General features: G+C 50.8%; 13 protein-coding genes and 1 pseudogene. 3 read left to right on the top strand and 11 right to left on the bottom strand.

From position 1 onward, the window contains the following. Positions 1–676: 676 nt before the first annotated feature. From GEI7105_RS40085 to GEI7105_RS0123315, 4 genes and pseudogenes are all read right to left on the bottom strand, one after another. Positions 677–1289: pseudogene (locus tag GEI7105_RS40085) on the bottom strand (transposase); the annotation flags it as partial. Between the two features lie 173 nt (positions 1290–1462). Beyond that, positions 1463–1927, bottom strand: coding sequence for an NUDIX domain-containing protein (locus tag GEI7105_RS0123325; RefSeq protein WP_017662820.1), 465 nt, complete (start codon positions 1925–1927; stop codon positions 1463–1465). Positions 1928–2226: 299 nt separating this feature from the next. Then, on the bottom strand, positions 2227–3081 hold the full coding sequence (locus GEI7105_RS0123320) for a tetratricopeptide repeat protein (RefSeq protein ID WP_017662819.1): 855 nt from the start codon (positions 3079–3081) through the stop codon (positions 2227–2229). Between the two features lie 668 nt (positions 3082–3749). Continuing rightward, entirely contained in the window at positions 3750–4643 is an 894-nt protein-coding gene (locus GEI7105_RS0123315) for an alpha/beta fold hydrolase (protein ID WP_017662818.1), read from the bottom strand. A gap of 10 nt (positions 4644–4653) precedes the next feature. Between GEI7105_RS0123315 and GEI7105_RS0123310 the strand changes: the two genes are divergently transcribed. The 3 genes from GEI7105_RS0123310 (at position 4654) to cysH (ending at position 7603) form a co-directional block, all read left to right on the top strand. After that, entirely contained in the window at positions 4654–5856 is a 1203-nt protein-coding gene (locus GEI7105_RS0123310; RefSeq protein ID WP_017662817.1) for an anhydro-N-acetylmuramic acid kinase, read from the top strand. Between the two features lie 162 nt (positions 5857–6018). Further along, on the top strand, positions 6019–6465 hold the full coding sequence (locus GEI7105_RS0123300) for a hypothetical protein (protein ID WP_017662815.1): 447 nt from the start codon (positions 6019–6021) through the stop codon (positions 6463–6465). 379 nt (positions 6466–6844) lie between these two features. Next, complete coding sequence (cysH, locus tag GEI7105_RS0123295; protein WP_017662814.1) at positions 6845–7603, top strand: phosphoadenosine phosphosulfate reductase; 759 nt, start codon at positions 6845–6847, stop codon at positions 7601–7603. 118 nt (positions 7604–7721) lie between these two features. Here the strand turns inward: cysH and GEI7105_RS38760 are convergent, their stop codons facing one another. From GEI7105_RS38760 to GEI7105_RS0123265, 7 genes are all read right to left on the bottom strand, one after another. After that, positions 7722–7868 carry a hypothetical protein gene (locus GEI7105_RS38760; protein WP_158413252.1) on the bottom strand — a complete coding sequence of 49 codons (147 nt, stop codon included), beginning with the start codon at positions 7866–7868 and terminating at the stop codon, positions 7722–7724. A gap of 11 nt (positions 7869–7879) precedes the next feature. Then, the gene (locus GEI7105_RS0123290; protein WP_017662813.1) at positions 7880–9160 is read right to left on the bottom strand and encodes a TldD/PmbA family protein; all 1281 of its coding nucleotides are present in this window, start codon (positions 9158–9160) and stop codon (positions 7880–7882) included. A gap of 69 nt (positions 9161–9229) precedes the next feature. Continuing rightward, positions 9230–10099, bottom strand: a complete 870-nt coding sequence (locus GEI7105_RS0123285) for a Tab2/Atab2 family RNA-binding protein (RefSeq protein WP_017662812.1) — start codon at positions 10097–10099, stop codon at positions 9230–9232. 224 nt (positions 10100–10323) lie between these two features. Then, positions 10324–11097, bottom strand: coding sequence for a tetratricopeptide repeat protein (locus GEI7105_RS33880; RefSeq protein WP_017662811.1), 774 nt, complete (start codon positions 11095–11097; stop codon positions 10324–10326). Positions 11098–11103: 6 nt separating this feature from the next. After that, positions 11104–11520, bottom strand: coding sequence for a pre-16S rRNA-processing nuclease YqgF (locus GEI7105_RS0123275; protein WP_017662810.1), 417 nt, complete (start codon positions 11518–11520; stop codon positions 11104–11106). Between the two features lie 388 nt (positions 11521–11908). Next, the gene (locus tag GEI7105_RS32105; protein WP_017662809.1) at positions 11909–12454 is read right to left on the bottom strand and encodes an SDR family NAD(P)-dependent oxidoreductase; all 546 of its coding nucleotides are present in this window, start codon (positions 12452–12454) and stop codon (positions 11909–11911) included. Next, positions 12454–13704 carry an RNA-guided endonuclease InsQ/TnpB family protein gene (locus GEI7105_RS0123265; protein WP_026097903.1) on the bottom strand — a complete coding sequence of 417 codons (1251 nt, stop codon included), beginning with the start codon at positions 13702–13704 and terminating at the stop codon, positions 12454–12456. The genes GEI7105_RS32105 and GEI7105_RS0123265 overlap by 1 nt, the downstream gene beginning before the upstream one ends. Between the last annotated feature and the right edge of the window lie 47 nt (positions 13705–13751).

Genomic DNA, 13751 nt, shown 5'->3' with positions numbered 1-13751 from the left:
GTCAATTTTTCCCAAACTTCATAATTTTGTCGAGAAATATTATTGTAACTTATAAAGTGGACGAGTTAAGTCAATTCAGATTTATACCTTGAGTAAGACGGCTTCTTGTTCATTTTCCACCCCCAGCTTTTGATAACTTTTTCAGCAAACCCTAAATAGGATTGGACGTGAGATTCAAGGAGACGCTGACCCGAACGAGTTGCTAACCAATAGGCTAAAGTCATGAGCAAAATGAGCGCCAAAAGTCGCGGAGGACTGACTCGAGTTGACTCAAGATTGTAGCCGCCACTTTTGTCAGTCTCGGAACATCATCTCAATGCCCCAACCGCGCTCTGTAAATTTGGCGAACTAATTGAGCATCTGAGAGAGTGGTCAGCAATAACCAAGGTTCTTTCCCTCCTTTCCCTCGATAACGACGTTTCCAATAAACGCCGAGATTAAGAGCGCGAACTGGTTCTTCTTTGTTGACATTAACGTTTTCAAAGAAGTGATACTGTCCCGGTTGAAAGCCTCGGTGTTTTAAGGCTTGGCATCGAGGGCTCTTCGGAGTTTAGGGTGACAGAAAAACTAACTTCACGAGATTTCAAGGGTTTTGGCTCTCGAATCTTCAATTTTTTGTATCATGCTATACATTTATAACCACAAACTCCGAAGACCCGCATCGAGTCTTGGCATCCGCCACATAGGTACTTTTCTTCTGTCGCAATACAGCGTCCGCACCTCGCTTCCTGAGCCAGTCTGCCAGTTTAGCACTCTGAAATTCTCGGTCGCCTACTACCACCACTGGTATAAGGTTTTAATAGCTTCAATACCGGCGCTTAATATTTTTGCTGTTGCCTCAAGGAACTGCTGCCTAATTGGGGTAATAACTCCCAATAGACCGGTAAAGCATGAGTCCCCCAAATTAGAGACACCATGAACAAATTCCGGTCTCTCCATTGAGTTCGGTCAAGGACGACCACCAAATATTTTCGAGTACTTTAAGGTGAGTTGAGGACGCGCTCGTCGCTGTTCCCGATTGAGGTGGTTGCCGCGATATTCAGCTTTCAGCCACCTCTTGATAAGGGGAAACCATAACAACTTGGCACTCAACTGAGGCAACTTCAGAAATCGTTGCAAGCTGGTGACGCGACTGTCGTATTTTTATCGGTTTGAGGAAAGAACTGCGCTAACGTCGATAATTTGACTTGCCGATGCATTTGCAGTATCCAGACCAGCCACTTTAAGATCCCAATTTGCTTCTCATTGAGATGGATGCGCAGAAAATCTTGGTAGAATGTCGGTAGCATTTTTTGTTGGGGTGGCCGCAAACGCCACCCTCTTTTTGGGACTCCTCTATTCTCTCAAACAATTGTCCCGTCTGGCTTCCGTCTACCTTGTCACCCTCTCAGCCCCACTCGACGTTATCGAAGCTTGCGGACTGATTTGTCCTCGACCCCGCTCTTGGGAGCGATCGCCAGTTTCAAGCTACCGTGGTCGCACCTTTGAGATAATCTTTCAGTTGGCGTTCGTGGTCGTGACAGAGATTGTCGAGAGGAATGGCTTCGATGGGAAACGATCGCACCTCGAGAATTTCGTGGGTGTCTCGGGCGCCGAGTTTTCCGTCCGCTTCCACTTCCAATAAAATCGAAATCGAATGAATGCGCGGGTCGCGATCGGGGTGGGAATACACGCCCACCAAACGGCACAATCGCAGTAAGTCGAGGCCGGTTTCTTCTCGCAACTCTCGTTTGGCTGCATGGGGAATGTCTTCCCCCCAGTCGATAATTCCGCCGGGAAGTCCCCACTCTCGGGTGTCCCGTCGCAGGATTAACACGATTTCGCCGTTGGGAAGTAACGGAATTAAAGTCGTTCCGGTGATGGGATGCCGGAAAACGATACCTAAAACGGTTTTGACGTACTGCCAAATTCGCCCGATCGTACTCATGGGTATATTTTTTTACGAAGATTGAGTCGAGAATTTCCAACGCAGAGGTTGTATTGTTCTAGAGACATTGAAAAACGATTAAAGTTTGAATATAGCACGTTCGACTCAAATCGACACAAAATTTTGCTGATTTAAATGCAATACCCAATAGGTTTAATTTAGGATACTTATTTCAGAAAATTAATTCTAAAAACCCCTGTTCGAGCGGATAGCGATCGATCTAGATTCCCAGCATCTCCAAGATGCCAGGGATCTTATGCGATAAGCCACCCCTCTGTGTGTCTGTGGTAAAAAAATACTTATGGAATTCGTTGTAACAACTGTTCTGTTGTATTTACCCACTGAGACAAACCCCGTTCGGCATACAACTGTCGAGCGTATTCTAAAACCTCTCGAGCGCGATCGAACTGTTGTCGTTCTAAAAAAACTAACCCCGCTCCGTAATAGGCGTTGGGATATTGTGGATTGGCGTCTCTAGCTCTGCGAAATGAATTTAATGCGTCTTCTAAATCTCCTTGAGAGAACGAAATCGAACCCAGTTGATAGTGTGCCTCGGCATAATTCGGATCGAGTTCGATCGCCCGCCTCAATTCCGATCTCGCTCGTCTTAAATTTCCTTGCTCGGTATATAAAACACCTAGATAATAATAGGGTTCTGCTGCGTTTTCGCTGTAGCGTTTGGCTTGACGAAACATTTCGATCGCCGCTTCGACGTTTCCTTCTTGAAAGCGAACCAACCCCAAATTGTAATACGCAAAATCTAATTGCGGATCGAGTTCGATCGCTCGTTCTAAATACTGCGTCGCTCGCTCTAAATTGTTGGCTTCTAGCAGGATCGCTCCCAAATTTCCGTAAGCTAAGGCAAACCCCGGATCGGTTTGCGTGGCACGATAAAACGCATCGGCGGCGGCACGGAACTGTCCAGTCTGACGTAATGCCAATCCTAAATTATAGTACGCTGGAGCAAACTGTGGGTCGATAGCAATGGCCGACTCGAAGGCGGCGATCGCTTGTTGCAACTGTCCTTGCTGTACGTATTGCAACCCTTGATTTAACTGGGGTTCTGCCGGAGAGCGTACCGGAACTTGCTGTGCGATCGTCGGGGGTACGACGACGGTTCCGCCGACACTTCCCCACAATAGCAGCACTCCCATTACAACGATCGAACCTTTCATCATCAAAAAAGTAAGAAATTAACTAAAAACGAACTACTCTAGGCGATCGACTCGATTGTAGCCTTCCTCTCTCAGCTTTTGGGAAACGCCATCGGAAAAATTCCACAAAACGTCTTCACTATAGAGTTTCGATCGTATCAATTAAAGGCACCTCGAAAAATTGATTGTGGCTTAAAAACTAATGTCTGAAACCCTTGAACTCTCGTTTCAAATTCTCGATAGTAGAGCCTATCTCTCAATAAGTTTGAATTAATTGAAATTCCCTTAAGTTACTTTGCAAGTTCCTCAAGATACATTTTAAATTAAACTGTCTCAAGAGTTACGAATCTACACCATTTGTAGGGTGGGCAATGCCTACCGACCTCTCCATTTAGTATGATTTTTCCGAACGCGATAAGGAGTACATTTCACTTTTGCAGTAAAGTGAAATGTACCCAATTGGTTGATATTTTATATTTTAGGGTGCATCTCAATTCTGCGATAAGTATAAATACTTAAAGGAGTAAATTCCCTTCTAGCAGTCCTTGAGGAAGATATTGACAAATTGCCAAACTTGTGTATTTGTGAAAGTGAGATGCACCCATATTTTATGAATTACACTTCAACCCTTTGATGTTTCAAAAAATTCCTAAAAAGTGGACGATGTTCTAATTATTGAACTCAACAAACTCTAAAATTCGGCGAGCTGTCGTATTCGGTCGCTCCAAATGAGGAACGTGACCGCAACAGGGAATCCAAATCAGTTTTCTATTCGGAATCAAACGATAGAATTCAGGAGCGTCCTTTGTTCCTAGAATTTTATCGTCTTCACCCCACAAAATTAATGTCGGAACGTCGAGATCGGGAAGTTGAGACTTGAACGAGGGATAACCGCCACTTTTCGTAAACGAAATTAACGCTCGATTCCAGCGATCGCACTCTAAATGTAACGCCGCACAACAGCGGGCATCTTCAGAATTAAACTGCTTGTCGAAATATGCCGTATAACTAATATTATTGCGAACGCCAGGACGACGCAGAAACTCAGCCGCGAAGTAGTCTAACGGCGGAAACAGATATTTGCCGACGACCGGCCCCGTCCCGATCCCCGCACTGTCGAGTAACACGAGTTTTTCGACGGCTTCGGGATAAGTCAAGGCGAAATCGATCGCCGCCGCACCCCCCATCGACGCCCCCACGAGAACGACGGGTTTAGCGATCGCCGCTTGCCAAAACCCGTACAAATGCGCTTCGATATCAGACGGGGAAAACGAAAGGTCTTCGCCCCGTTCGGTAAACCCAAAACCGAGCAAATCCACCGCCCAGGTTTCCCGGTGAGAGGCGAGGAGCGGTTGCAGGCGTCGAAACTCCAACACCGAACTATCGAAACCGTGTAACAGTAAAATTGGCGTCCCTCCCGTTCCCCGTTTGACGTAAGTTGTCGGAACGGGGCGATCGCGTAACGGTGTCGCAATATCGAGACGCTGGATATGCGAAGCTTGTTCGATGGATGTCGCTTCAGTGAGTGCGGCAGCAGTGGGCGGTAAAACGTCAGGTAACACGGGTAAAAAAATGACAGACGAGCGATCGGAGATTCAAGAAAACATCATAGCGAAGGATGCTTCACCCGTTCGCGCGATCGGCGCGATTAGCGGTACGTCCGTCGATGGCATCGATGCGGTATTGGTAGAACTGACGGGAACCGAGGTCGATTTACAGGTTAAGGTACTGGCGGCGAAGACCTACCCCTATCCCGAGGACTTACGATCGCGCATATTAGACGTTTGTAGCGGTGGCGAAATCTCGATGGCGGCGTTGGCGGAGTTAGACGAAGCGATCGCGAAAGCCTTTGCTAACGCAGCGATCGACCTCCAGAAAAACCATCCCCCCGCTTGCATCATCGGTTCCCACGGACAAACCGTGTTTCACCGTCCCCCCCGCGATGGCGAACTCGGCTACAGCCTGCAACTCGGACGGGGAGCGACCCTAGCCGCCCTCACGGGAATTCCCACCGTCAGCAACTTTCGCGCCGCCGATATCGAAGTCGGAGGACAGGGAGCGCCCCTCGTATCCAAACTCGACCTGTGCTTGTTCGGCCGTCACGATCGCGATCGCTGCGTCCAGAACCTCGGCGGAATCGGGAACGTCACCTATCTCCCCGCCGGATGTCTGCAACAGTTCGATCGCGTCCGGGGATGGGATACCGGCCCCGGAAACGTCCTCCTCGATCTCGCCGTCTCCGACTTAACCGACGGAGCGCAAACCTTCGATCGCGATGGGGCGTGGGCTGCATCGGGACATCCAGACTTCACCCTCGTCGAGCGATGGTTACAAGACGACTTTTTCCGACAACCGCCCCCCAAATCGACCGGACGCGAACACTTCGGACGGGAATTCCTACACCGATGTCGCCTCGAGGCCGAAGCCCTCAACGACGCTGACTGGTTGGCGACTCTGACGGAACTTACCGTCAGTGCGATCGTCGACAATTACAGTCGGTTCTTACCCCGACTTCCCGACGACCTGTTTTTATGTGGCGGCGGGAGTCGTAACCGCTATCTCAAACAGCGATTGCAGGCGCGACTCGAGAACGTTACCGTAAAAACGACCGATGACGCAGGCGTCAACGCCGATTACAAAGAAGCGATCGCCTTTGCCGTGTTAGCCTATTGGCGCGGGTTAAACCTACCGGGGAATTTACCCTCCGTCACAGGAGCTAGTCGAGCCGTCGTTTTAGGAGAGCGATCGCTCGTTGCCCTCCCCGAAATCCCATAAGATGCTCTTAGAGCGAACGGGTAGGGCGCAAACTAGCACGACGCCCCCCCAACCCGGAGATACGGCGATCGTCCTACAGGCGATCGACAATTCCCGTTCGATCCCCCCCCCCGACACGCGCGAGTGTGTCGGTTCACTCAGACGATAACTCATCAGATAGCGGTGGCTCATACGTTTCTACTCGAACAAGGTCGGTGGCGTTTAGAAGGAAACTGGTTAGAACGCCACAACCTGCCGATCGCTGTCACGGGCAGGACGATCGTTGCGTGGGGTCAAGATAACTGGTACAGCATGGTTACGAAACTCACCTTTCCGAACACTGAACGAGACGACATCACCTTTCAATATCGCGGTCGCCTCGACAGCGGCGAACGTCAGTATACCTTCGTTCTCCAACACAGCGAACTCGGGCGAGTCGAAGGGGAAGGTTGGATTACCCCCGAGTCGATCGTGCAGCGGTATTGGACGATCGACGACAAACAGCGACGAAGTGGCTTTGAAACCCTCCATCGCGTTGACGAGCAGAAATACTACTTATCGAGCGGTACGATGTCAGGATTGCACCTCACCAGTGCGATGGACGCCACGCTGGTACTGCAATATAGTTGAACCGAAGATGAGGTAATGATGGGATGGGGAAAAACTCTCAACTGTCACCTGTCTTCACCGATCTCGGTTCGCGGCTCGCTGTTCGCTGTAAAAGGGCCGCAATTTAGAAAAATTAAAGGTTTGACGTTCGGTCGTCCGTATTTTTTCGCGTCTTTGACCGTTTGTAAACTGCTGTAGAATTAACCTGGTCTAGATTTCTCGACCTCTCGTACCTCTGAGGACACTCGTACCCGTCCTGTCAGCGGTGCGCGATCGGCGCTCGATCCTCACGCGCGATCGTGTTTCGTTCCTTCTCCACGCGCCCACACGCACCCCAGATAGATGCTAGAGGTCTCGTCCGTACCGCAATCACGCTGTTTTCTACTAACCATCGCGCTGTATGACCGTTTTCACACCCGAAAAAACAGGCTTGGATCTCGAAGCCGTTAACCAACAACTCGAGAACGCTTCTGCGACAGAAGTGGTTGAATGGGCTGTTACCACCTTTGGCGACGGCTTAGTTATGAGTAGTAGCTTTGGGATTCAGGCCGCCGTCATGCTCCATCTGGTGACGCGCGTGAAGCCGGACATTCCTGTCATTTGGATCGATACCGGATATCTTCCCCCCGAAACCTATCGCTTCGCCGCACAACTCTCCGAACGCTTAAATCTCAATCTCAAGGTTTATCAATCACCGCTGTCACCGGCTCGCATGGAAGCCCTGTATGGCAAACTGTGGGAGAAACACGACGTCGAATCGCTCAACCGCTACGATTCCATTCGCAAAGTCGAACCCATGCAGCGAGCGTTACGAGAGTTGGGGGCGACGGCGTGGCTGGCTGGGTTGCGAGCCGACCAAACGCAACATCGTCAAAACCTGAACCGAGTTGGATTGCAGGGCGATCGCTACAAGGTTTATCCCATTTTGCAGTGGAACGCCAAAGACGTTTACCAATACCTCACGAAGTACGATTTACCGTACCATCCCTACTTCGACCTCGGATATACGAGCGTCGGCGACTGGCATTCGAGCCGTCCCTTGACAGCAGACGACGAACACGAACGAGATACGCGGTTTCGCGGCCTCAAGCAAGAGTGCGGCTTGCACCTCCCGCAAACGGACGGAGAAGCGGAAAGTCTAGATTCGAGTTCGTTGTAGTTTTTGAGAGAGGGAGAAAGGGAGAGGGGGAGAGGGGGAGAGAGGGAGAGGGGAAGAGAGGGAGAGGGGGAGAGAGGGAGAGGGGGAGAGAGGGAGAGGGGGAGAGGGGGAGAAACGATTAACTGTTCCCCGTTCCCCGTTCCCTGTTTTCACGGGTGACTGGTGACTGGCGACTGTCTTCACGGGTGACTGGTGACTGTTCCCCGTTCCCCGTTCCCTGTAAAAGGCTGGCGACTGGTGACTGGTGACTGGTGACTGTCTTCAACTCCCCATTTCTCAACCGCGTCCGGTGATAGACAAGCCTTCAACGATCAGTGAGGGAGTGTAACAGGAGCCGTTCCAGATTCCGTCGCCGCCAAGTCTGACGACGTTCCGTAAGGCAGTGTAGACGTTACCGGACACCATCGTATCTTTGACGCGGCCGATAACTCGGCCGTTTTTAACGCGATAGCCGAGGGCGACGTTAATCGAGAAGTCACCGGACAAACCGCCTCCCCCGCCGAGCATTTCATCGACGATCAGGCCGTCGTCGAGTTGGGAGACTAAGTCGTCGAGGGAACCGGAACCGGGACGAACGATGAGGTTAAACAGTCCGGGGGTGGGATAGCCTTCTAAGCCAGGGCGAAATCCGTTGCCCGTACTGCCACATCCCAGAATTCGACCGATGCGGCGATCGGTGTAAAACAGTTGCAAAACTCCGTCTTCGATAAAGACGATGGGACGAGTGGGAGTCCCTTCGTCGTCGAAGGGACAACTGTAAGGGCCGAGGTCGGGATGTTGGGATAGGGTCAGATGGGGGGAGAGAATGCGATCGCTGAGGCGATCGCACCACGGCGATGATTTTTCGATCGCTCGTTTGCCGTTGAGTGCCGATTGAATGGTACCCCACAGGAGATCGGCGGCTTTCGAGGTAAACAGGATCGGAACGCGACCCGTCGGCGGTAAGACGTTGACCTGGGCCCAAGCCAGACGCAAGAGGATTTTATCGGCCAGTTCTTGGGAATCGAGGGTATCCCGCTGGGTTTGCCCGTCGCAGATACTTAAAAAATCTTCACCTCGTACCCACTCAGCGGCGAGATCGCTGCTGAGTGTGGTGTCGGTATAACTGGCATCGAGGCCGTAGGTGTTGGCGATGCGGGTGGTTTCCATTTCGCATTCCCACGCCGCCGTGCAGAGAATTTCTGGGTAGTGCGATCGCACGATGTCGATGGCTTCTCGTCCCCACTCGATGAGTCGATCGAGGGGAACCGCCTCTCCGATATCGGGATAGCTCGCGTTCGACGACGGACTGAGTTCGATGGCTTCGGGGGGATTGAGGGAACTAATGGCGATCGCGCGATCGACGAGATCTTGAGGATCGACATCACCGTAAGCCACGGCCAATCCGGGGCGTCCTCGTTTCCACAGACGCAAGCACAATCCGTCCGACTCCACGCTTTCGAGTTGCTTGAGGCGATTTGCTTCAAAGTAAACGGGTCGCGTATGAGATTGCGACAGAAAGACTTCAGCCGCTTCAGCTCCAGCACGAAGCGCGAGATCTAGGAGTTTTTCTACCATGACCGGCCCCAGCGCGACAAACGATCGATCCTTCTCACTTTGCCCTGTCTAGATATCCGTACCGATCGCCTAGGTTAAGTTGAGTTCTGGCAACAGCCAAAACCCGGCAAAAGATTCAGCGTTGGGATCGGACTGGATTGCTAAAAAGTGAACGCCCCTAGACTGCTCTTTAACCGATTCAAACCCTTTGGCTTCAGTCAGGGTGCGATCGTCGCTCACGTTGGCTAAACGCCAGCTATCGTCGGCTCCCGTTTCGAGAACCAGTTGGGGACGCGGTGTCGTCACGAATTTGAGAAAGCCGAGTTCTAACCCAGACATCCAAGCAGCCAGGGGAAACGCTCTCGAGGAAAAGACGATGACGCCGGGAATGCGGGTGTTGGGGTCTAAGTCGAGCAGCTCGAGGGGAAAGGCTTCACTAAAATCGATTTCCCAGTCGGGAAAATCGGCAAAATCGCTCGCGGCGAGCGTGACGAACGCCCATCGTTGTCCTTCAAGGGCGTCGGGCAGCGATTTCGGGGCTTGGGGTTGGTAGCTTACGGACGGAGACTGAGCGGCAGAGGCTTGATAGTTGGGATCTTGAGGATAGACGGTTTCGAGGCGTTCTTCTAGCCACTGATACAAGGCTACGGTACGGCGACTGATGCTGGCATCGATGCCGAGGTCTTTGGCCGCTTTGACAATGAGGTTGTTCATCTGACGCCGGAAGAAGCGGATTTTAGTCGGTGGTTCTGGGGCTTCTTCCATCGCTTGCGTTAGTGTTTCAGCTAGCCAGGCTGAGTTGACGGTATCGCTCGGACAGTAACGGGCGAAACGAAACAGACTGTCGCGCGATCGCACTGTTGTCAGGGGACTTTCACAGACGAGCAGTTCCCAGCGCTTTTTTTTGTTTTCGTCCACGATGGGACGGGAGTAAAAATCAATTTCCCAAACGATGCCCATGCCACACTTAAATTCGTCAAGTTCAATTCGTCACGTCTTTTATCATACGGTTCGATCGGCCGCAGGGGTTCAGTTGCCAGTCACCAGTCACCAGTCGCCAGTCGCCAGTCACCAGTGAGGAGATGATGGGATGATGGGATGATGGGATCGGGAGAAACTGTTACCTGTCCTCACTCTTCCCTCTTCCCTCTTCCCTGAAGAAGCTCTCTCGATTCATGCTTCTCTTACTTCAAATCGGCGATCGCGTCGAGGGCGAGTTCGGAGGCGGTGAAGTTATTTTGTTTGCGGAATAGGGCTTCGGCGGTTTCGAGATCGGCGACGGCTGCATCGATGTCGTCGAGACTGGCGTAAACCATACCGCGATTGTAAAACGCTTTGGCGTACTCGGGTTCGAGGATGACCGTTTGGTTGAAGTCTTGCAAAGCTTTCGTGTATTCGCCGAGTTCGACGTAGAGGCTACCGCGATTGAAATAGGCAAAGGTATATTCGGGAGACAGTTCGAGTGCGCGATTGTAGTCTGAGAGGGCTTTGTCGATGTCGCCGAGTTTTTGATAGGCGCTACCTCGATTTCCGTAAGCACGAACGTCGTCGGGATCGAGTTCGAGGATGCGCGTGAAATCGGCGATCGCTCCGTTGTAATCCTCGACTTTCAATCGGGCTAAGGCGCGACCGTGATACGCCACGATGTTATCTGGAGCTAGTCGCACGGCTTGGTTAAAGTTGGCAATGGCGTCGGTGTAGTGTTCGGCTTCCAGATTTTTTCGACCTTGCGAAATGGCGTTGATATACCTGGGGTTCGCTTCGGCTTTGGCTTTGGCAATTTGCTTCGACCACCAAGACCCGGCTTGAGAGTCGGAATCGAAACGAGTCGTCGAAGAGGTGAGCGGGTGTAAGTTTTCGGTCAGGCTACGAGGCCCGAACGCGATAACTACAGCCAGAAACGCAACGATCGCGCTCCCGTAAGTGAGTGCGATTCGAGTTTTGGGGTTCAAATTCATCCGTCGTCAGTGCCGACTTAGATAGCGTTCTACAAGTAAGATAGCTACGATATCATCGATCGGTCTTGGGGGGACACGCATTCCTTGTGGGATTATACGCGATAATCCCCGAGGTGGATTCATTTTCCAATACCGATCGCGGGCTTCGAGGGTGCTATTGTGTTCGTTAATCCGGGCGATCTCGAGGTCGGGTAAGGCTTCACAAATGTCGCGCTCCCATTGTTTGGAGGTCGTGCGATCGCCGATGACAATGCGATCGACTCTGTAGGTGCGACAGGTCGATTTTAAAGTGTCGATCGCTTGCTCTGAAGGTACGACAGCCGCTTCGAGAACGTTACCGTTTTCTCGCACGACAGCGATGCCACATTTGTCGCGACCGGGATCGAACCCGATCGATACGCGATCGTCAGCTTGGGACGTCATATCCTTTTTTCTTAAGTCAGGACAGAAATTATAGAGCCTGTTGCAACAGATGCAAAAGATTGGATCGAGAGTTTGTGGGTTCATCTCACTTTTGTAAAAACTGTTGTAAAAATATGAGTCTGGGGTAGGTTGGACTTCGACTTCGCTCAGTCCAGGGGTGGAGCGATGGCTCTACCCAACCACAGCTCAATTCACTGTAGAGACTCCGATCTGATAAATTTACAGTTTTGAGATGCACCCGAGTTTGTTACACAACCGATCTAGGGTTGTCATAGTAGATAAATCTCAAAATTTCTGTATTTTTTGTAACATCTTTTATCGTGATGTAAATTAATTTTTAAGACCTTCGCCATTGTGAGTATGTGATGTTTTAGATAGCTTCAAACTTTCAGAGAATATGACGAACGAGCCCACCGTCAGCCCGTAAAGAAGCTCCGTTCATTGCCGAAGATTTCGGACTACACAAAAAGGTCACAAACGCTGCAATTTCCTCGGGTTGAATGAGTCGCTGAATGAGAGATGTCGATCTATTTTCTGTGACGAACTTTTTCTCAGCTTCTGCGTCGGGAAGATCGGGAAAAATATCCTTGATAAACTGTACGACACCCGCTGTTTTCGTCGGTCCCGGCAAGACAGAATTCACCGTCACGTTCGTTCCCTTCGTCAGTTCTGCTAAACTCCTAGAAATAGAAAGTTGCATCGCCTTGGTTGCGCTGTAGTGCGCCATTTCAGGTGCGGGATTCACCCCCGACTCGCTCGAAATAAAGAGAATTCGACCCCAATTTTTTTCGAGCATGGTTTTAAGGTAAAAGCGAGACAGGCGAACGCCACTTAAGATATTGACTTCAAATAGGTGTTTCCAAGATTCGTCAGTTTCCTCAAAAAATCCAACGGCTTCGTAAATCCCGAGATTATTGAGTGAACTACCACTCATCATCGCGAGGCGATTGATGAGTGGCTTCCAACTTCAGTGGGAATTGCCTCGGGAAGTGTCGAACGAATTCGACCTCCCTTTGGCCTTACATTCCCTCCACTGGCAGAAGCCCCGGTTCCCGAGGCCAGTATCCGCAAGCCTTCGTTTTTAAGATTAATTGCCGCATTGATGTCTCGGTCGTGAATCTGCCCGCAATGTGGACATTCAAACGATCGCACGTCGAGTCCCATCTTGGGTAACGGCAATAGAGTTTCAGAACAGAGGTGAGTGCTGGGGAAAAATCGATCCACTTCCAGATAGACCTTTCCTTCCGCCTCGGCCTTGTATTTGAGCAGGGTCGAAAACATTCCCCAACCCACATCGCTTATTGCCTTAGCGAGGCTATGGTTCTTGACCATGTTCTTGACGGCTAGATTTTCCACCACAATCACTTGGTTCTCGTTGACTATCTTGCGGGATAGCTTGTGGAGAAAATCCGCTCGAGAGTTGGCAATCTTGCTGTGAACTCGCGCCACTAACCGTTTGGCTTTTCGACGAGAGTTCGACCCTTGCTGTTTTCTCGAAAGTTTTCGCTGTTTGCGCTTGAGGTTGCGCTCGTGTTTCTTGAGTCCTCGACTCCGCTCGGACTCAACGCTGAGCGGAGCCGAAGCGTTGAGGTGACGTGGATTGTTGTATTTTTCACCGTCAGAAGTCACCGCAAAATGCTTCAACCCCATATCGATCCCAACAGCTTTACCGTCAGGATTGGGTTCGGGTTTGTCAGACCCGTCGTCGATAAGGATTGAAGCGTGATATCGTCCGTCAGTATGGCGACTGACGGTTACGGTTTTGATTGTCCCTTCAAACCAACGATGAACACGACAGTACACCTCTCCAATTTTAGGAAGATGTAACTTGTCGCCTTCAAGTTTGACATTTTGCGGGTATTGAAGGGATTGCCGTTTGTGCTTGCTTTTAAATCGTGGATATCGAGCGCGTCCCTCGAAGAAGTTTACAAACGCTCTCGAGAGGTTGAGTACCGAACTTTGCAGACATTGAGAATAAGTGTCTGAGAGCCACTCCAGTTCTCGCTTCCATTGCGGAAGCATCTTTTTGAGAGTTAATCCAGAGATGCCTTTCCCCGTTTGGCGGTAGGCTTCAGTCGTCAATTGCAGAGAACGATTCCACACGAAACGACAGCAGCCAAAGGCTTTCGCCAGGGCAACTTCCTGCTCCCCCGTGGGATAAATTCTCAGCTTGACAACTTTCATTAGGTGAAACAAGCTTTGCACTAAGAGCAGCATAACAGATCGAACGG

Origin of the sequence: Baaleninema simplex PCC 7105, assembly GCF_000332355.1 — a bacterium.
Lineage (GTDB): Bacteria > Cyanobacteriota > Cyanobacteriia > Cyanobacteriales > Geitlerinemataceae > Baaleninema > Baaleninema simplex.
This window is presented reverse-complemented; position numbering and strand designations above follow the sequence as displayed.